Origin of the sequence: Octadecabacter dasysiphoniae (assembly GCF_021532615.1) — a bacterium.
In the GTDB taxonomy this organism is placed as follows: domain Bacteria; phylum Pseudomonadota; class Alphaproteobacteria; order Rhodobacterales; family Rhodobacteraceae; genus Octadecabacter; species Octadecabacter dasysiphoniae.
Window position 1 is genome coordinate 482,139 of sequence record NZ_JAKGAQ010000001.1, and the last position, 18,834, is coordinate 500,972.

Sequence of the window (18,834 nt, forward strand, 5' to 3'; positions counted from 1 at the left end):
CTTATGCGGCCTTTTCAGAAGATGTCGGGGCTGAAGAGTGGCTCCAGAAATAGACGGTGGCGGGCTCGGGTTCCCAAACGCGGGCGTTTTCGATGCCCGGCAGGTCAACCAGCGCGCGATATTCGGACCCAAACGCCACGTATTGATCGGTTTCGGCCATCACGGCGGGTTTGCAGGCAATCGGGTCGCGTACAACGCCAAAGCCGTCTTTGGTGCCCACAAGAAACGTGAAGAATCCGTCGAGATCATCAAGCGAGCTTTCCAGTGCTTCGCCCAAAGTCGCGCCGTTCTGCATCTGCCATGTGAGGTAGGCCGCGCCCACTTCGGTGTCGTTTTCCGTTTCGATGTGCACCCCGTCACGGCGCAGTTTGCGGCGCAGGGAATTGTGGTTGGACAAAGATCCGTTGTGCACAAGGCACTGATCGTCGCCGGTGTTGAACGGGTGCGCGCCCATGGTTGTGACGGCTGATTCTGTCGCCATGCGGGTGTGGCCGATGCCATGGGTGCCCGACATGGATGGCACATCGAATCGTGCCGCCACGTCTTTGGGCAGGCCCACTTCTTTGAAAATCTCAATCGAGTCGCCGCGGCTCATGACGCGGATGCCACGATCCATTTCATCGAGTGCTGTGCGGGCCGTTGCAGTGGTGCCAGCCGGAAGATCAAGAATCGCATGGGTGCTTTTGATCGTCATCTTAACCGTACCGCCCAGAACCTTCGCGAGGGTTTTGTCGAGGCCGTCAAAGGCAACATCGGGGTCATCCGATTGCACGGTCATCTTCGTGCGACCTGCTGATTCTCCGCCATAAATTGCAATACCTGCACTATCAGGGCCACGGTCTGTCATCGTGACGAGCATTGCTGTGAGCATCTCACCCAGCTTGGGTTCAAGCGATTTGTCTTTAAGGAACAACCCTACAATTCCACACATTTCGTGATTCCCTTTCGTGCGCTGCTTGGCAATTACGCAATCTGCTTAAACGCTATCATCAAAAAACAGAAACTCAACCGTGGGGAAACTTTTTTTCACTTAAGGCAAAAAATGCTATGGGAAAACGACATTCCATGTTTCATTTTCGTCAACGGCCCGTCGTGGGTGGCAGGGCCGCGTCTAAACAAAGCTGAAAAGGGGACACCTGTGGAAGAACAATTAGCCGAACTGGCCGCGCAAGTCGCGGCACTGGAAGCCGCGAGCGGGGGCAGCGTCACGAATACGATGTTCGCCGAAACCTATTACTACCTGACCATCCCGCTGATGATTATCATTCACGCGGGGTTCCTTGCGTATGAAATGGGCGCGTCGCGGCTCAAGAACGTGCTGAGCTCGGGTGTGAAGAACATCCTCGCGTTCGCATTTATGATCCCGACGTTCTACTTCTTTGGCTGGTGGATTTATTTCGGTTTCCCAACAGGTATTCCCGGTGCAGCCGGCCCTATGGGCATTTCCGGCGTTGAATATGCCAACGCGATCGCGTGGGGCTGGGGTGACAGTGCGCAGTACATGGGGCCAAACATCGCCGATAACATTTCTGGCGTGTTCTTTGGTGCGTTTGCGCTGTTTGCCTGTACGACAGCATCCATCATGTCCGGTGCCGTGATTGAACGCATCCAGACGGTTGGGTTTATCATCCTTGCTGTTGTGCTCGGCTCTTTCGCTTGGGTCGTTGCGGCCGCTTGGGGGTGGCATGCTGATGGCTGGTTGGTCACTAAATTTGGCGTCCATGACTTTGGTGCGGCTGGCCTTGTGCACGCTGTTGCCGGTTTCTTTGCGCTGGGTGTTCTTATCAACCTTGGACCACGCATCGGTAAGTTTAACGCTGATGGTTCGGCCAACCACATTCCGGGGCACAACATGCCGCTGACTGTTGTGGGCCTGATGCTGATCATCGTCGGTTTCTGGGGCTTCTTGATGGCCTGTGTCGTGCCTCCGGGCGAAGCATGGAGCTGGTTCCCGGACAAGTTTGCCACGATCTACGGCACGCCGATTACGCTCGGGTCGCTGTCGTTCAACATTCTGATGGGTGTTGCGGGCGGTATCATCGGTGCGTGGTTGTTCACCCGTGATCCGTTCTGGATGATGTCGGGCGCTCTGGCAGGGATCATCTCGACCGCGTCTGGCCTTGATATCTACTTTCCGGCGCATGCTTTCGTCATCGCGTTCTCTGCGGGTATCATCCTGAAGCCTTGCGCGGATTGGTTGGAAAACCGTGGTATCGACGATGCAGTTGGCGCGGTCACCGTGCACGGCACAATCGGCCTTTATGGTTTGATCATGCTGGGCATATGGGGCGCTGGTTTCCCGGCACTCGCGATCGACAATGCACCAACTATCAGCTTGGTTGGCCAGATCGTCGGGGCTGTCGTGTTCTTCCTGCTGGGCTTCGTGCCGGGCTACGTTGTGTCCCTCATTCTTAAGATGCTGGGCATGCTGCGTGTTCCCGAAGGTGCGGAAATTGCGGGCATGGACGCCGTTAAGGTTCCAGCCGCGGGCTATCCGGAATGGGGCAATGACGCACCCGTCACACCTGCGCATCCCGCTGAATAATGAAACATAAAGGAGAAACACATGTTCTTTCCAAGTGACGAAGCAAACTGGGCGGCCATTGATGGCGCGATGTTCATCGGGTGGGGGTCTATGCTTCCTGGTTTGATGACATTCATTGCTGCGGTGATCTGTGTTGCGGTTCTGGTGATCGGTCAAAGGTCCGAAGTTGCCAAAGCCAAAGCGTTCGACAAATAAGCGCCGTTCGCAGAACCAAAACAGGAGGGCCGTCCATAGGGGCGGCCCTTCCCGCTTGAATTGCCTGACAGGAAAAAAAGTTGCACCGCAATGTTGCTTTTTGAAATGGGCTGGGGCTGAATACTGCTCAATACAAAAGACTCGCAAACAGGGAACAGACACATGGCCATTCTATGGAGAGCCTCCGCGCTCGCGCACCGTCACGCTGAAATCGGCGGAGAACTTGAGGATTGGAACGGGATGGGCACCGCGTGGTTCTACGATCACACGCCCGAACGCGCCAAAGCCGACTATGAGGCGATCCGCACATCTGCGGGCCTTATGGATGTGTCCGGCCTAAAGAAAATCCATGTCACGGGGGCCGACGCGGCCTATGTGATTGACCGCTGCACGACCCGCAACGTTGAAAAGATCGCACCGGGGCGCGCGGTTTATGCGGCGATGCTGAATTCCGATGGTAAGTTCATCGATGACTGCGTGATCTATCACTTGGCCGTCAATACATGGATGGTCGTCGTCGGCACGGGTACGGGCATGGAATCCCTGACGGCCGTGGCGGCGGGCAAAGATTGCAACGTCCTGTTTGACGATGATCTGCACGACATCTCCTTTCAGGGGCCGAAATCCGTGGATATTCTGGCGACGCAAATCCCGGCTATCCGTGATCTCGCCTATTTTGGGATCATGCAGACGCGCCTGTTTGGTCGCGACGTTATGATTTCGCGGACAGGGTATACGGGTGAACGTGGGTATGAAATTTTCTGCCGCGCCAAAGATGCCGTGCACTTGTGGGATAACATCCTTGAAACGGGCGGCGACGATGTGCGTCCGACGCAATTTAGCACACTCGATATGCTGCGCATCGAAAGCTATCTGCTATTTTATCCCGGCGATAACTCCGAAACCTTCCCGTTCCCGGATGAACCAGCTGGCGATACACTTTGGGAACTTGGTCTGGAATTCGTTGTGTCACCGGGCAAAGAAGGTTTTATCGGCGCCGAGAACCACTACGCCCTGCAAGGCAAAGAGCGCATCAAGATCTACGGTGTGCAGCTAACCGACAGCATGGACCAGATGGAAATGCATGCACGCGTCATGAGCGGCGGCAAAGACGTGGGCGTCATCACCTACGGTCTGAGTTCCGAGCTTAACGGTTATTCCGTCGCCATTGCGCGCCTTGATCCATCCGTGGCGAAAGCTGGGACAAAGCTGACGGTTGTACAGCCGGACGGCACCGAACTTGCGGCGACGGCAGAAGAAATGCCGTTCTATGACAAAGACAAATCGGTCCGCACCGCCAAGGGCTGATCTGCTGTTCTGGGCGCGGCGGGACACCTGCCGCGCCTGATTTCCTGCACGAGGACAAGATGTCGAAATTTACCTTTCCCGAAAGTATCCGCAGCCGCCCCGTCTATGGCACGCTGGAACCGCGCGCAGGTGCCGCGCATTTACTGATCGCTGACGCCCACGGCGCTGAGGCGATCCTGGATATTGCAACGCCGGATATGATGGCCAAGGCCCATATCATCTACATCCCAAAGGGAGAGGCGTTCGAAGACAAGCTGCGCGCGCTGAACCCTGCGCAATTCTACGCTGGCCCGACCTACGGTGCCGCTGAAAGCCGCATTCACAAGGCATTGTCAGATGCGAAGATGGGTTTGCAGGTCTATCTGAGTGGCACCGAAGGTTTGATGGGGCAGGCGCAACACGCGGCCATGCAGGCTGGCATTCCGCACACCGCGATCCAGACCGAACACCGCGGATCTGTCGCGCGCCGCATGCAATGTGTGCACTGCAAAGGCATTACCGAAGACGTCGAAATCGATCCGTTTGTCTGCGCGCACTGCGGGCTGAACTTGTTTGTGCGTGACCACTATTCGCGCCGTCTGGCCGCCTATCAAGGCGTGTGCATCGATGCCGAAGACCCGGGCAACGTGCCCGAAGCCAAGGGGATTTACGAATGAGCGGGGCCGAGAAAATCGCTGTGACCGTCACGGATATTGTGCCACTCAACGAACTGGTTACACGGTTCGAATTCAAGCGTACCGATGGTGGGCTGTTGCCGACGTTTTCGGGCGGCGCACACACGGTGGTTGAGATGCGGGACGGTGATTTGACCCGCATGAACCCCTATTCGCTGATGTCCGACCCGATGGATCAGACTGCCTACACAATTTCCGTGCGGCGCGACGACGAAGGGCGGGGCGGATCGCTGTTCATGCACAGGAACGTCTCTGTCGGGGACGAAATGACCATCAGCTATCCGGTCAATCTGTTCAGCCTTGATCTGCGGGCCAAGAAACATTTGTTTGTTGCAGGTGGCATCGGGATCACCCCGTTCTTGGCGCAGATCAAACAGCTTGAAAGGTTCAATGGAAATTGGGAACTGCATTACGCCTGCCGCTCAGAGGCGCTCGGGTCGTACGTGGACGACCTGACCAGCCATCACCCCAATGAAACGCATGTTTATTACGACGATCAGGATCAGGCGATTGATCTGGTGAACCTGCTCGACGGGCAACCGCTCGGCACGCATATCTATGTGTGTGGCCCCAAGGGGATGATCGATTGGGTGCGTGCGACGGCGGCCAAAGAAGGCTGGCCGCGAGAGGCGATCCACTACGAAGAATTCCTTGCGCCACAGCCGGGCAAACCATTTGAGGTGAAGCTGGCCGTTTCCAACAAAGTTATCCAGGTGGGTGAACAAGAAAGCCTACTGGAAGCGATAGAGCGCGAAGGCGTAGATGCGCCCTATCTGTGTCGGGGCGGGGCCTGTGGGCAATGCGAAACCCGCGTCATTGATTACACTGGCAACTTCATTCACCGCGATCACTGGCTTGAGGATGACGAACATGCCTCGGGAGAGAAAATCATGCCCTGTGTGTCCCGCTTTGAGGGCAAAACCCTTGTTTTGGATAGGTAGACCATGACAATTCAGTTTAACGACGAAACCTTCCGCGACGATTATTCGTTCCGCAATTCCGAATGGGCGATCAAGCGGTTCCCGTTTCCGTTTCATGAAGACAGCTACATGTATTCGGTCAACATGGAACAGCACCGTGGCGGCCCAGAAGGATCGGTCTACGAAAAGCGGTTCGATGTGGATGAACACTACGTCGCCGAAATGCGCGACCGTGCGATGGTGCTGGCCGATGATCCGCTGCGCTGCCAGTCCCTGCCGCATATGACGCTGGCGGGCTGGGATCTGCTCGAACTGATCATGGTGTCCAAATCCGAAGACTACCCCGACCTGTTTGAGCTGTATCGCGATGGCAACAACTGGCGCTGGGTGAACAAGCCATTGGGCATCGACGACAGTTTTGTGTTCTTGGACGAAACGACGCTGCCTTACGGACCGATGGAATATATCACCCGTCAGGCTCAGGGGGATTTCTGTGTGCTGGACCAGCGCGATGATAACCTGTGGATGGATGCGGGCACGGTTACGACGCAGGCGGATTGGTCGCTGGATTTTGATATCGGTATGAATTTCTTTGAATGGCACGCGCCGGTGCCGCTGGCCCACGAAAAGGGTATCTTTGTTCGGGCGTTGAAATTCCTTCTCAACATCCAGCAGGGCGCCCCCGCGCGGCGGTTGAACTGGACGATGACGGTCAATCCGTTGCTCGATACCTCGCCTGAAAACTACCACAAATGGGGTATCCAGAAGACGACGATTACGCCTGAAAACATCGGGGCCAAACAACACCTGCGGGTGGAGCTACAGACGTTCTTTCGTTTGCCACGATCCAACGCGTTGGTCTTCCCGATCCGGTGTTATCTGTGCAATTTCCAAGACCTGATGACTGTGCCCAAATGGGGGCGCCGTCTGCACCGCGTGATCCGTGATCTGCCCGAAGAATTGGCGACGTACAAAGGCTTCATCGACAATCGCCCGATGATGTTGGACTATCTGTCAAAGTTTGATGATGGCCAGCCAACGTCTGATGGAATTTGGCCTGATCTGGACAGTGAACCGCCACTGAAAGCCTAAGGTAAAATGGATAGAACGCGCGTCATTCAGGGTTTCAGAATGATGCGCGTTTTGCTTTTGTTGGGTGCGATCTGTTGCGGAACGTCTGTTGCGGCGCAATCGTGTCGTCAGGCCCTGGTGTTGGCGCTGGATGTGTCGGGGTCGGTTAATCAGACGGAATACCGTCAACAAACCGATGGGCTGGCTGCGGCCCTTGACGCGCCAGACGTGCGCGATTTGATCCTGTCGGGGATTGAGGCCCCTGTCGTCCTTGCGGTTTATGAATGGAGTTCGCGGAACCACCAATATGTTATTCAACCTTGGATCAGGCTGGACAGTGCTGTCGCGTTGGACGCAGCAATTGCGCGCATCAGGGGCCACCGACCAGTGCGCGCGGGCCTGAAGACCGCGCTGGGCACGTCTTTGACGTTTGCGGCTGGCATGTTGGATCAACAATCACAGTGTTGGGAATTGACGATTGATGTGTCTGGTGATGGACGCAACAACATCGGGCCAACAGCAAGGCAGGCCTATTCGCTTGGCGGGTTCGAACGTGTGACCGTGAATGCTTTGGTCGTTGGCGATCCGCTCGGCGGGACCATAGATTCAAACGGGCTGAGTGGGGAATTGCTTCGCAGCTACTTTGAAGATGAGGTGATCCGTGGACCTCAGGCCTTTGTCATGGTCGCAAATGGTTACGGGGATTATGCCGACGCGATGCGCCTAAAGCTGATCCGCGAGCTGACCTTGCCGATGCTGGGGCAACTTAGCCTGCCTAGGCGTCCTGCGGGTAACTGATGATGGAAAGATAGCGCGCTGGCAAAGCCACAAGGATTTCGGGCCCATGCGGGGCGTTCGCATCAAAGAACAGCGTATCACCGGGTTTCAAGGAATAAACGGTGTCACCATGGCGATAATCGACTTCCCCTTCGAGCATGTAAATCGTTTCGATTCCGCCATGTTGGAACGTCGGGAACACATCTGATTTATCGGACAGCGTGATCAAATAGGGTTCTACAATCACGCCGCTGGAGTTCGATCCGATATGACCCAGCAGGTTGTATTGGTGGTTGGCGCGGGTTCCTTCGCGGTCCATCTCAACGCCTTCGCCGGCTTTCGTATGGATCGCTGCACGCTTTTCTTCAAATCCGCGAAAAAACGACGTTAGCGGCACTGACAAAGCGTCCGACAAAGACTGCAAGGTCGTCAACGACGGTGACGTGTTGCCGTTTTCAATCTTGGACAACATCCCGATGGAAATGCCCGTGGTGGCTGACAGTTCGGCAACAGTGATTTCCTGCTTGCGCCGATACGCGCGCACTTCGCGGCCAATCGCGACTTCAAGTACCTTTTCACGAGTCTCACGAATACGGTGAGGGTCTTGCTGTAAAGTCCGGGCGTTCATTAGGAATCCAATCGAATACTCGTATCGAGATAGGTCATTGAAATCGCCGCGCAAAGGGGCGACACAATAATTTCTTCCCGACTATGGCCTAGCGTAGCATTAATTTTTCTTGTTAGGATAATTTTATGCCTGACACTAATATCACCACCATTGGCTTTCTGATCTTCCCCGGTTTTCCGATGTCCTGTCTGACCTCGATGATCGAACCTTTGCGCGTGGCAAATGAAATCAACGGCACGGATGTTTTTGGCTGGAAACTGGTGTCAGAAGATGGTGGGCGGGTGCAGGCCAGTGCGAACGTCTGGTTTGAACCGGACCTGTCTTTGGCGGACTGCGGGGCGCTTGATCAATTGTTTGTCCTCAGCGGGCCGACGTCTCAGTTTGAGGCGCAACAAAAGTCCAACGGGCAATTGCGCAAGCTGGCGCGCCACGGCGTGGCAATGGGTGCGATTAGCGGCGGTATCTTTCCATTGGCCCGTGCGGGGTTGTTGGATGGGCAGGTCACGTCTGTGCATTGGTGCTATGAGGCGGCGTTCAGTGCGGAGTTTCCGCATATTGCGGCAACGGAACATGTTATTGCGATGGGGGGCAAATGCCTGACGGCATCCGGGGCCGCGGCTGCGTTTGATCTGTCGCTGCATCTGATCGATGAGGCGATAAACGCAGACACGGCCACCGAAGTGGCCTGTTGGTTTCAGCATCCAGTGGTGCGCGGGCAGGGGGTAACGCAGCGCAAGCCGACGTTTGCAGCGGAAATCACCAACGATATGCTGCCCGATATCGTTCGCAGATCGATTGATATCTTTACGGCCAACATTGAATACCCGCTGAAAATATCCGAGGTTGCGGCGGAAATCGGCGTATCATTGCGCCAGCTTGAACGGGTTTTTTTACAGGCCACGGGCAAGACGCCGCTGGGGTATTACAAATCAATCCGCATGCACAAAGCACGGCATTTGTTGCTGTATGGCAAGGACAACATGATCCAGATTGCACTGGCGGTTGGCTATTCCAGCACAGCCACCATGAGCCGTACCTACATGGAAGAATTCGGCATCTTGCCCAAGGATGATCGTAAGAAAATCAATATGTTCCGCGTCAAAGAAAACACAGTTCTGCCCCAAGCCTAGGCGGTTGAGTAGGCCGCCGCGATCAGCGCATGATGCAGCGTCGCCGCTGAGGCACGCGGACCAAGGATGCGGACATGATCATCGTCTGCGCGCCGGATCACGAAACATCCGAGTTGGTGAACGACGGTGCGGCGCACATCGCCTGACTCCATCTGGCGGATCGGGATGTTGCACAGCCGTTCGCACATGTCTTCCATTGCTGCACCGCGCAGATCAAAACAAACCCAAGCGCCTGATTGTTCGGTGACAGACGCGCTGTCACCGAAGTGGTCTTTCAACTGATCGGCGAGCAGTTCATGCGTGTTACGCGGCGCGCCCAGCATCCATTGCGCGGGGCCCATGCAAAATCCGGCCTCTGGGTCACGCAGTACGGCCCGCCCGATGGCAGGCACGGCACCCAGCAGTTGTCTTAACGCTTTTTCACAGGCCGCTTCTTTGCCCAAACGTGCAACGACAGACGCTAACGCAAGGCCATCGTTTTCCTCGATGGTGATGTGATCGAAGGCATCAACGCGCGGTTCAGTGCCGCCCAATGCGGTTATTGGCGTAAGATCATGCACGGAGCCGTTCTCCCTCTGGGTCGATAAAGTGGGCGCTAACGATTTCGACTTCGACGGAAACGTCTGTCAGCGGGCTGACAAGGCGCATGCGTTCGCCCATCCGTTCAGCCCCGTTCTTGAGAAACCCGATCGCGATGGAATGTCCGAGGTTGGGCGAATAACAGGCGCTCGTGGCGTAGCCTTGGTCGTGTGCTGCATCGACGGGGCCATCGGCATTCATCAAATGCGCACCAGCTGGCACTGGGTCTTTGGGATCAACCGGTTTGATGCCAACCTGGCGCAGATCGCCATCCGCATTCAGGCCATCGCGCTCGGACAGGATGGACCCGATGCTGTCTTTCTTTTTGGACACCATCCGCCACATGCCAAGGTTTTGCGCGGTGGTCGTCCCGTTCAATTCATTGCCTGCCGCGTGGCCCTTTTCGATGCGCATCACGCCGAGGGCTTCGGTGCCATAGGGGGTGACGTCGAATTCGGCCCCGACCTCCATGATTTTACGCATCAGCGCGTCGCCGTAGGCCGTGGGTACGGCGATTTCATAGGCCAATTCACCCGAAAACGAGATGCGGAACAACCGCGCCCGCAGACCGCCGCAGATGGTGATATTGGCACAGGCCATAAAAGGGAACGCGTCGTTGGAAATGTCGACGTCCACGATTTTTTCCAGCAGCTTGCGGCTGTTAGGCCCTGCAACGGCGTATTGTGCCCAGGCCTCGGTTGTCGAAATCAACTGTACGTCCATGTCAGGGAACAGACATTGGCGCACAAATTCCATGTGGCGGTAGACAGGAAGGGCATTGGCGGTCGTTGTGGTGACAACAAAGTGGTCTTCGGCCAGACGCGCGGCGGTGCCATCGTCCATCGCGATCCCGTCTTCACGCAACATCAGCCCATAACGGACCTTGCCCACGGCGAGTTTCGCAAACCCGTTACAGTAGATTTTGTTTAGAAAATCAGCAGTATCCGTGCCTTGCACATCCACCTTGCCCAGTGTCGTTACATCGCAAACCCCGACGGAATTGCGGGTCGCCAGAACTTCGCGGTCAACGCTTTCACGCCAGTGGGTTTCGCCTGTGCGCGGGAACCATTGCGCCCGCATCCAGTTGCCGACCTCAACGAACACTGCACCTTGTTCTTCGCCCCATTTATGACTGGGTGTCAGGCGGGTCGGGTGGAATTCCATCCCGCGATGACGCCCGGCAAAGGTGCCGATGGCAGTTGGCGTGTAGGGGGGGCGGAAGATTGTCGTACCAACCTCTGGGATGGTTTTACCCGCAAGTTCGGCCATGATCGCTAGGCCACCCATGTTGGATGTTTTGCCCTGATCCGTCGCCATCCCGAGCGTCGTGTAGCGTTTCAAGTGTTCAACGCTGCGAAACCCCTCTTGGTGGCTGAGTTTGACGTCCTTTACAGTCACATCGTTTTGCTGATCCAGCCACGCGCGGCTGCACCCTTCGACGTACCAGAATGGCTTGAGGTTGATCGGGGCGTCTTCGGCCTCTGGTACCTTCGCCAGCCGCCCCTTAAGCCCCAATGCGGCCTTCGCCGCAGCCGCGCCGCCCTGCAACGCGCCATGCGTCGACATATCGCCATTGGCGGCCCCCGCGACCATCATACCGGGGGGCAATTCACCGCCCGGCACGAACGCCGCGAGGTCCTCGTTCCACGTCGGACGGCCCCGTTGATGGCATGTCATATGCACGTTCGGGTTCCATCCGCCGGACAGACCCAGCGCGCCGCATTCCAGCGTGCGCGTGCCGCCATCTGCGAGCCTCACTTCCGCAAAAGTCAGGCCCAACCGCCCCTTGGTGTCGATGATTTCGCCGTTCAGCACTTCGTAGTTCGCGGAGCGCGGCGCATCCGCCCGCACGTCCACCACGGCCGCAATTTTCACGCCCTGCGCATGTAGATCCGCAGCGGTGCGGTGCCCGTCGTCATTGTTGGTAAAGATCGCGATACGTTTGTCTGCTGCGACCCCAAACCGGTTGGCATAGGTGCGAATCGCCGAACCGAGCATGATGCCAGGGCGGTCGTTGTTTTCAAACGCGATGGGGCGTTCGATGGCTCCTGCGGCCAAGACTGTGCCTTTGGTGTAGATGCGCCACAGGATTTGGCGGGGTTTGCCTGCGTCGGGCATGTGCATGTGGTCGCTGACCCGTTCAACCGCACCGTAAATGCCGTGATCAAACGCACCAATCACCGTCGTACGCGTCATGATCCGCACGTTGGACAAGCTGCCCAGTTCGGCCAAGGCAGAGGCAACCCACGCGGTGCCAGCGTCTTCCCCAATCGCGATGGTTTCGCTGTTCAACCGTCCACCAATCGTGAAATCTTCGTCCGCCAAAATCACCTGCCCGCCGGAGCGTCCTGCGGTCAACGCGGCAGACAGCCCTGCCGGACCTGCACCAATGATCAGCAAATCGCAGTGCAAAAAACCTTTGTCATAAACGTCAGGATCATCCTTTAACGAAAGCGACCCAAGGCCCGCGGCGTTGCGGATGATCGGTTCGTATACCTTTTCCCAGAACGCCTTGGGCCACATGAAGGTCTTGTAGTAAAAGCCCGCCGTCAGAAAGTTTGAAAACCGGTCGTTGATCGACAAAAGGTCGAATTTCAACGACCCAAGGCGGTTTTGGCTTTTGGCCAACAAACCATCGTAAAGTTCAATCGTTGTCGCGCGGGTGTTGGGTTCTTGGCGCGCGCCGCCACGCAGTTCGACCAAGGCGTTTGGTTCTTCGGACCCCGCCGTCAGCACGCCGCGCGGGCGGTGGTATTTGAATGAACGCCCCATCAGCCGCACGCCATTTGCCAACAGCGCGGAGGCCAGAGTGTCGCCCTGATGGCCCGTGTAGCTTTTGCCGTCGAACATGAATTTCAACGTCCTGGTGCGGTCAATCTGGCCGCCCTCTATCCGGTTTTTCTGGCTCACTTGCTTCTTCCCCGTGCGCGGGCCACATCACGGGCGAGTTCTACTTTCGAAATCTCATGCGTTACCGTGTTGCGGGTCACGACGAGCCAACTGCGATCACCCTGTTCATGAAACCAAAGCTCATTGTGCCAACCGGCGGGGTTGTCGCGCAGGTAGCCGTATTCATAAAAATCCCGCGCGGCGGTGTCTGACTGCCAATCGGGGCGGTCGATCAGTTTTGCATCGCCCATATAGGTGAATTCGGCGCTGTCGCGGGGGCCAAGGAGGGGGTGGTTGATAATCATCAGCAGGTCTCCTCAGTGCAGGTTGGGCTGATTGCCCATGCCTTTTTCATCGATCATGTGGCCTGTCTCAAACCGGTTGAACCGATAGGCTGTGGCCGTTGGGTGGGGTTCGTCGCGCGCGAGCAGGTGCGCAAAGCAGAAACCGGACGCAGGCGTGGCCTTGAACCCGCCGTAGCACCAGCCGCCATTGAAATAGAGCCCGTCGATATGCGTGCGGTCGATGATGGGCGATCCGTCCATGGACATATCCATAATACCGCCCCACATCCGCAGCAGGCGCGCGCGCCCAAAGGCCGGGAAAATCGCCATGCCGCCTTCGCAGACGTCTTCGACCACGGGCAGGTTGCCGCGCTGGGCGTAGGAATTGTAACCGTCCAGATCGCCGCCAAAGACCAGTCCGCCCTTGTCAGACTGGCTGCAATAGAAATGGCCCGCGCCGAACGTCACAACGCCCGGCATCACGGGTTTCAAACCTTCGGACACAAACGCCTGCAACACGTGGCTTTCCATTGGCAACTGCATGTCGATTTTAGACATCAGGCGGCTGGATGATCCGGCAACCGCGCAGCCCACTTTACCCGCACCGATATACCCGCGTGACGTTTCTACGCCCACGACGCGGCCATTTTCCTGTTTGAACCCAGTGACTTCGCAGTTCTGAATAATATCAACGCCACGGCTGTCCGCCCCGCGCGCATAGCCCCAAGCCACTGCATCATGGCGCACCGTGCCACCGCGATGCTGCGCCAATCCGCCCTTGATCGGGAAACGGGCGTCGTTGGTGTTCAGATAGGGGTAGCGTGCCTTGATCTGTTCGGTCGTCAGCATCTCTGCATCTGCGCCATTCAGAATCATCGCATTGCCACGGCGGATAAACGCATCGCGCTGGGCGTCCGAATGGATCAGATTCAGGATACCGCGCTGGGAAATCATCGCGTTGTAATTGAAATCTTGTTCCAACCCCTCCCAGAGCTTCAGAGAGAATTCGTAGAACGGTTCATTGCCGTCCAGCAGGTAGTTTGAGCGGATGATCGTCGTGTTGCGGCCCACGTTGCCACCACCGATCCAGCCTTTTTCAAGGACGGCGATCCTTTTTTGTCCGAATTCCTTGGCAAGGTAGTAGGCCGTCGCTAGTCCGTGGCCGCCACCACCAATGATAACAATGTCATAATGAGGCTGCGGATCGGGATCGCGCCAGGCCGGGGTCCAGCCTTTGTGACCCGTGAGGGCCTGTTTGATCACCTGAAATCCTGAATACCGCATAAAACAGCCTCCTAAAGACAGCATGCCGAAAAACCGAGTCCTATTGGGTGCTGGGATCGGACAAATCCCTATCCAAAAACGACATTTCACGCGGGCAACTCAGCGTACCAGCATACCCCAAGAAGAAAAAAACTTGATTGGTAGGAAAATAATGCGAGAGTGAAAGCAGATGTACGCAGAAGCGATCATAAGAATCGCATCGCAGATGTCTCTGGCCCCTAAGACTCGGGGCACGCGAAGCGCCGGTTTTCGGGGCGATGCCAAAATAGGGAGAAAGACATGAAAAAATTTACCACAGCTTTGACAGCGGGCGTGCTGGCATGTGCACCGTTTGCCGCAATGGCCGAAGATAGCAGCGATCCGATTGTGATCCCAATCCACAACTGGTCCAGCCAGATTGTGATGTCCAACGTGGTTGGCCAAATCTTGGAAGAGCAGGGTGCAGCCGTCGAATATGTCACCACAGACAGCCAAGCGGTCTACGAATCGATCCGGCTGGGCGATGTGACGTTTGAAGTCGAAGTCTGGGAAGGCGCATTTGGCGCATCTTTCCGCGCGGCACAGGAAAAGGGCGGCATCGTAGATGTTGCGACCCATGACGCTGTTACACGCGAAGACTGGTGGTATCCAATGTGGACCAAAGATGCATGCCCCGGCCTGCCTTCCTGGGAAGCATTGAATGACTGTGCGGCGTTGTTCGCGACAGCTGAAACAGGTGATCAGGGCCGCTATCTTGATGGTCCGGTTGACTGGCTCAAGCACGGTCAGGAACGCGTCGAAGCGCTGGAAATGAACTTTGTCGTTGTGAACGCGGGTTCCGCCGCAGCGCTTTGGGCTGAAATCGGCGCCGCCGAAGCTGACCAGCGCCCCATCGTTGTGTTCAACTGGACACCAAACTTTGCCGAAGCCGTTTGGCCCGGTGAGTTTGTTGAATTCCCAGCATGGGAAGATGGTTGTGATACAGACCCAGCCGTTGGTCCGAACCCTGACGCATTGTTCGATTGCGGCAACCCGGCAACAGGTTACCTGAAGATCGCCGCATGGGATGGCATGGAAGAGAAATGGCCAGGTGCCTACGCGACCCTTCAGCAGATCAATTTCACCAACCCACAGATCGCTGAAATGGCCAAAATGGTCGACATCGACGAGATGGAGCCTGAAGAGGCAGCCGAAGTCTGGCTCGAAGAGAACGCGGACGTCTGGAGCGCTTGGGTCAACTAAACCCGTCTTCACACGACCTATATATACTGTTCCCCGTCCGGTGTACTCTGGGCGGGGACATTTCTCGCAAGGACCATCATGTCAGCTGAACCTCCGGTAATTTCCTGTAAGAATGTATGGAAAATCTTTGGCCCGAACCCTGAAGCATTTCACAAACAACTGACACCCGAGATGAGTTTTGAAGACATTCGCGCCGCGGGATATATCGCCGGTGTGAAAGACGTCACCATTGATGTTCACAAAGGTGAAATGCTGGTGATCATGGGGCTGTCAGGGTCTGGCAAATCCACGCTGGTGCGATGCTTTTCGCGCCTTCATGACATTACCGGCGGAACGATTTCTGTCGACGGGCGGGACATTATGTCTTTGCCGGAAAAAGAGCTGATCGAATTGCGCCGATCCAAAATGGGGATGGTGTTTCAGTCGTTCGGATTGCTGCCGCACCGCACGGTTCTTGAAAACGTGGCCTTCCCGTTGGAAATGCGCGGCCAAGACAAACACACGCGGCGCGAACGCGCGCTTGAGGTGGTCAAACTTGTCGGGCTTGAGGGGCGCGAGGATTATTTCCCGCGCGAGCTGTCAGGCGGTCAGCAGCAACGTGTGGGCATCGCGCGGTCTTTGGCGATCGAGCCCGATATCTGGTTTCTGGATGAGCCGTTTTCGGCGCTTGATCCATTGATCCGCCGCGAAATGCAGGATGAATTCTTGCGTCTGCAAAACATGCTGAACAAGACGATTGTGTTCATTACCCACGATTTCGACGAGGCGTTGCGCCTTGCCGACCGGATTGCGATCATGAAGGACGGCGCGGTTGAGCAATGCGACACACCCGACCAGATCGTATTGCACCCCGCGACGGAATATGTCCGCAAGTTCACCGAAGAGATCGACAAGGCCCGCGTTGTGACGGCAGGTGCGTTGTCCAAAGAAGGTACAAAAGGCACCGGCGATCCTGTGGATCACAGCACGTCAATCAAGGATTTGGCAAAGGTGTTGGTCCATGACAAACGCAAAACCATCCCCGTTGCCAAAGATGGATCGGTGATCGGTGCGCTGGATCGTGCAGATGCTTTGTCTGTTCTGCTTGGGGACGACTGATGGCAGAGGTCGCGACCAGCCCATCAACGACCTCATCGACACGCAAAAACGTCGTAAGCGGGCTTTTTATCATTGCGGCCGTGCTGACCGTCGCGCAGTACCTGGGACTGCTGCCTGAATGGCTCCACCGGCTGCCGGAACGGTTTGTGCCGCCATTTGAACAATGGTTGGACGCGACGTTCAACTTCATCAAAGACGATTTGCACCTGCTGGATCTGACACGATTTTTGACCGGCGGCCTGCAGTGGCTGATTGATGCATCGTCCAACATTCTATTTGGCAAACGCCGCTGGCCGAATTTCCAACCAATCCCGTGGACGGCGATTACCGCCGTGGCGGGTGTGGTCGGGTATTACCTAGGCGGCTGGCGTCTGGCGGCCTTGGGGGCAGGGACGTTCATTTGGACCGCCCTGATAGGCCAGTGGGAAATCGCGATGGAGACGATGTCAGTCTTGGTTGTGGCGGCACCTCTCGCGTTCATGATCGGCCTTTTGTTAGGGATTTGGGGTTGGAAAAGTAAAGCGGTCGAAAACGCGCTGACACCTATCCTTGCGCTGCTTCAGACGATCCCGTTCTTTACCTATCTCTTGCCCGCTGTGATCTTCTTTAAGGTGGGGCCTACGGCGGGGGCGGTCGCGACGACCGTTTATGCGATCCCGCCGATGATCTTAATGACGTCTCTGGGCCTCAAAAAGGTGAGCCCCGAAGTGGTGGAAGCAGGGAAAATGTCCGGCTGCTCGCGGTGGCAAATGCTGCGCTATGTCTACATCCCGTCCGCCCGCTCAGAGATTTTGGTGGGCGTGAACCAGGTTATCATGCTGTCGCTGGCAATGGTTGTTTTGACCGCCTTCATCGGCATGCCGGGATTGGGTGCAAAACTGTTGTCGATGATGGGCAGCTTCAAACTGGGCCGCAGTCTGGAAATCGGAATTACGATTGTTTTGTTGGCCGTAATGCTGGACCGCTTGTCAAAGGCATGGGTCGTCAAACAACCGGTACATCACGAAAAAGGAACCAGCTGGCTTGTGCGCCACAAGTTTTCCGTCATGGCATTGGCCGCATTTGTCGGCTGCATTATTCTGGCGCAATTCGTGGCCGTCGCGGGCGAAATTGGCCGCGGTCAGGATTTCAGTCAGGGCCGTGAACTGGACCGTTTCGTCAAAGACGATCTGCTTCAAAATCCGGTCTTGAAAGCGGTGACAAACGGGTTGCGCGTGTTCATGAACAACTACGTTCTGATCCCGTTTCGCAACTTCCTGCTGTCGATCCCCACGCCGGCCTTTATTGCCATTGTCGTTGCAATCGCTTGGGGCATGGCGGGACGCAAACAGGCGTTGATCGCATTCTTGTTCTTTTTGTGGGTCGCACTGTCGGGCTGGTGGGACCGGTCTGTGATCACGATCTACTATGTGCTTACATCCACGGTAGTGGCCGCCTTGATTGCCATTCCCTTGGCCGTGTGGGGCGCAAGCCCGCCAGCCGAGCGGATCGATTTTTCAAAAGGCTTATCACTTTCGATGGCGGTCGGCGTTCTCAGCCTCGTTTTCCGCCGCAGTGTTATCTTCTTTGGTGCAGCAATCGCAGCAGGCGTGTTGCGCTACATCCTTTGGTCGTGGGGTCTGTTCGGTGAGGAACCGAATGCGGTGATTTATGGCATAGTGTTCTGGGCCATTTTCGCTGTCAGTTTCTATGTGATCTGGAAACTCGTAGGGCAAATGCTGCGCGATGTGTTCTTGTTGTTGGCTGCTGATACGGCGCAAACCTTTCCAAGTTTTGTGTATCTGTTGCCGGCAATCATGCTGTTTTCAATCACGCCGATTGCAGTTTTGTTTGCGATCGTGATCTTCGCCATGGTGCCACTGATCCGCTACACCATCGAAGGCCTGCGATCCGTGCCAGAAGAAATGACCGAAGCCGCAGATATGTCTGGCGCCACGCGAATGCAGAAACTGTGGACGGTGCAATTCCCAATGGCCCTGCCGACGATGGCCGTCGGGTTTAACCAGGCCCTGATGTTTGCGTTTTTCATGACCATGATCGCGGCCTATATCGGGACAATTGATCTTGGCCAGGAATTGCAGCGGACCTTGGCTGGCACGGACTTGGGAAAGAATTTTGTTCTCGGCCTGAACGTGGCGTTCATGGCACTGAGCTTTGATCTGGTGATCAATCACTGGGCCACCAAAAAGAAGCGCACCTTGGGTCTTAAATAAACGCGCCGCCGTGGATGG

17 protein-coding genes are annotated in these 18,834 nt (G+C 56.3%); 11 read left to right on the top strand and 6 right to left on the bottom strand.

Annotation, left to right across the window (positions count from 1 at the left end; genetic code table 11):
• Position 1: 1 nt before the first annotated feature.
• Entirely contained in the window at positions 2–931 is a 930-nt protein-coding gene (locus L0664_RS02290) for a class II glutamine amidotransferase (protein ID WP_235224009.1), read from the bottom strand.
• A gap of 207 nt (positions 932–1,138) precedes the next feature.
• On the opposite strand from L0664_RS02290, the gene L0664_RS02295 reads away from it, so the two are divergent.
• The 7 genes from L0664_RS02295 to L0664_RS02325 all read left to right on the top strand — a co-directional run bounded on the left by L0664_RS02295 (position 1,139) and on the right by L0664_RS02325 (position 7,511).
• Positions 1,139–2,545, top strand: a complete 1,407-nt coding sequence (locus L0664_RS02295; RefSeq protein ID WP_235224010.1) for an ammonium transporter — start codon at positions 1,139–1,141, stop codon at positions 2,543–2,545.
• Between the two features lie 21 nt (positions 2,546–2,566).
• Positions 2,567–2,740 (top strand): hypothetical protein, encoded by a 174-nt coding sequence (locus L0664_RS02300; RefSeq protein WP_235224011.1) that lies wholly within the window; start codon positions 2,567–2,569, stop codon positions 2,738–2,740.
• A gap of 162 nt (positions 2,741–2,902) precedes the next feature.
• A complete protein-coding gene (locus tag L0664_RS02305) occupies positions 2,903–4,048 on the top strand; it encodes an aminomethyl transferase family protein (protein WP_235224012.1) in 1,146 nt (381 codons plus the stop codon).
• 59 nt (positions 4,049–4,107) lie between these two features.
• Positions 4,108–4,704, top strand: coding sequence for a dimethylamine monooxygenase subunit DmmA family protein (locus L0664_RS02310; protein ID WP_235224013.1), 597 nt, complete (start codon positions 4,108–4,110; stop codon positions 4,702–4,704).
• Positions 4,701–5,663 carry a PDR/VanB family oxidoreductase gene (locus L0664_RS02315; RefSeq protein WP_235224014.1) on the top strand — a complete coding sequence of 321 codons (963 nt, stop codon included), beginning with the start codon at positions 4,701–4,703 and terminating at the stop codon, positions 5,661–5,663. Before L0664_RS02310 ends, L0664_RS02315 begins: the two co-directional genes overlap by 4 nt.
• 3 nt (positions 5,664–5,666) lie before the next feature.
• Positions 5,667–6,734, top strand: coding sequence for a heme-dependent oxidative N-demethylase family protein (locus tag L0664_RS02320; RefSeq protein WP_235224015.1), 1,068 nt, complete (start codon positions 5,667–5,669; stop codon positions 6,732–6,734).
• A gap of 6 nt (positions 6,735–6,740) precedes the next feature.
• Positions 6,741–7,511 (top strand): DUF1194 domain-containing protein, encoded by a 771-nt coding sequence (locus L0664_RS02325; protein WP_235224016.1) that lies wholly within the window; start codon positions 6,741–6,743, stop codon positions 7,509–7,511.
• Here L0664_RS02325 and L0664_RS02330 read toward each other — a convergent pair.
• Positions 7,489–8,118 (bottom strand): helix-turn-helix domain-containing protein, encoded by a 630-nt coding sequence (locus L0664_RS02330; RefSeq protein ID WP_235224017.1) that lies wholly within the window; start codon positions 8,116–8,118, stop codon positions 7,489–7,491. The genes L0664_RS02325 and L0664_RS02330 overlap by 23 nt on opposite strands.
• 125 nt (positions 8,119–8,243) lie before the next feature.
• Between L0664_RS02330 and L0664_RS02335 the strand changes: the two genes are divergently transcribed.
• Positions 8,244–9,248, top strand: a complete 1,005-nt coding sequence (locus L0664_RS02335; RefSeq protein WP_235224018.1) for a GlxA family transcriptional regulator — start codon at positions 8,244–8,246, stop codon at positions 9,246–9,248.
• Here L0664_RS02335 and L0664_RS02340 read toward each other — a convergent pair.
• From L0664_RS02340 to L0664_RS02355, 4 genes are read right to left on the bottom strand one after another with little or no spacing between them, the layout of a single operon-like run.
• A complete protein-coding gene (locus L0664_RS02340) occupies positions 9,245–9,808 on the bottom strand; it encodes a sarcosine oxidase subunit gamma (RefSeq protein ID WP_235224019.1) in 564 nt (187 codons plus the stop codon). The two genes, L0664_RS02335 and L0664_RS02340, sit on opposite strands and share 4 nt — an antisense overlap.
• Positions 9,801–12,737 (bottom strand): sarcosine oxidase subunit alpha family protein, encoded by a 2,937-nt coding sequence (locus L0664_RS02345; protein ID WP_235224020.1) that lies wholly within the window; start codon positions 12,735–12,737, stop codon positions 9,801–9,803. The genes L0664_RS02340 and L0664_RS02345 overlap by 8 nt, the downstream gene beginning before the upstream one ends.
• A complete protein-coding gene (locus tag L0664_RS02350; protein WP_235224021.1) occupies positions 12,734–13,021 on the bottom strand; it encodes a sarcosine oxidase subunit delta in 288 nt (95 codons plus the stop codon). Before L0664_RS02350 ends, L0664_RS02345 begins: the two co-directional genes overlap by 4 nt.
• A 12-nt stretch (positions 13,022–13,033) precedes the next feature.
• Positions 13,034–14,284, bottom strand: coding sequence for a sarcosine oxidase subunit beta family protein (locus L0664_RS02355; protein ID WP_235224022.1), 1,251 nt, complete (start codon positions 14,282–14,284; stop codon positions 13,034–13,036).
• A 279-nt stretch (positions 14,285–14,563) separates the two neighbouring features.
• Between L0664_RS02355 and L0664_RS02360 the strand changes: the two genes are divergently transcribed.
• From L0664_RS02360 to L0664_RS02370, 3 genes are all read left to right on the top strand, one after another.
• Positions 14,564–15,505 carry an ABC transporter substrate-binding protein gene (locus tag L0664_RS02360; RefSeq protein ID WP_235224023.1) on the top strand — a complete coding sequence of 314 codons (942 nt, stop codon included), beginning with the start codon at positions 14,564–14,566 and terminating at the stop codon, positions 15,503–15,505.
• 78 nt (positions 15,506–15,583) lie between these two features.
• A complete protein-coding gene (locus L0664_RS02365; protein WP_235224024.1) occupies positions 15,584–16,603 on the top strand; it encodes a quaternary amine ABC transporter ATP-binding protein in 1,020 nt (339 codons plus the stop codon).
• A complete protein-coding gene (locus tag L0664_RS02370) occupies positions 16,603–18,816 on the top strand; it encodes an ABC transporter permease (RefSeq protein ID WP_235224025.1) in 2,214 nt (737 codons plus the stop codon). The genes L0664_RS02365 and L0664_RS02370 overlap by 1 nt, the downstream gene beginning before the upstream one ends.
• Positions 18,817–18,834 lie beyond the last annotated feature (18 nt).

Excerpts from the sequence above, each read along its gene's own strand:
- L0664_RS02320 (WP_235224015.1), top strand. The coding sequence starts at position 5,667 with ATGACAATTCAGTTTAACGACGAAACCTTCCGCGACGATTATTCGTTC.
- L0664_RS02290 (WP_235224009.1), bottom strand. The coding sequence starts at position 931 with ATGTGTGGAATTGTAGGGTTGTTCCTTAAAGACAAATCGCTTGAACCC.
- L0664_RS02310 (WP_235224013.1), top strand. The coding sequence starts at position 4,108 with ATGTCGAAATTTACCTTTCCCGAAAGTATCCGCAGCCGCCCCGTCTAT.
- L0664_RS02350 (WP_235224021.1), bottom strand. The coding sequence starts at position 13,021 with ATGATTATCAACCACCCCCTCCTTGGCCCCCGCGACAGCGCCGAATTC.
- L0664_RS02335 (WP_235224018.1), top strand. The coding sequence starts at position 8,244 with ATGCCTGACACTAATATCACCACCATTGGCTTTCTGATCTTCCCCGGT.
- L0664_RS02330 (WP_235224017.1), bottom strand. The coding sequence starts at position 8,118 with ATGAACGCCCGGACTTTACAGCAAGACCCTCACCGTATTCGTGAGACT.
- L0664_RS02370 (WP_235224025.1), top strand. The coding sequence starts at position 16,603 with ATGGCAGAGGTCGCGACCAGCCCATCAACGACCTCATCGACACGCAAA.
- L0664_RS02325 (WP_235224016.1), top strand. The coding sequence starts at position 6,741 with ATGGATAGAACGCGCGTCATTCAGGGTTTCAGAATGATGCGCGTTTTG.
- L0664_RS02360 (WP_235224023.1), top strand. The coding sequence starts at position 14,564 with ATGAAAAAATTTACCACAGCTTTGACAGCGGGCGTGCTGGCATGTGCA.
- L0664_RS02305 (WP_235224012.1), top strand. The coding sequence starts at position 2,903 with ATGGCCATTCTATGGAGAGCCTCCGCGCTCGCGCACCGTCACGCTGAA.
- L0664_RS02315 (WP_235224014.1), top strand. The coding sequence starts at position 4,701 with ATGAGCGGGGCCGAGAAAATCGCTGTGACCGTCACGGATATTGTGCCA.
- L0664_RS02300 (WP_235224011.1), top strand. The coding sequence starts at position 2,567 with ATGTTCTTTCCAAGTGACGAAGCAAACTGGGCGGCCATTGATGGCGCG.
- L0664_RS02365 (WP_235224024.1), top strand. The coding sequence starts at position 15,584 with ATGTCAGCTGAACCTCCGGTAATTTCCTGTAAGAATGTATGGAAAATC.
- L0664_RS02355 (WP_235224022.1), bottom strand. The coding sequence starts at position 14,284 with ATGCGGTATTCAGGATTTCAGGTGATCAAACAGGCCCTCACGGGTCAC.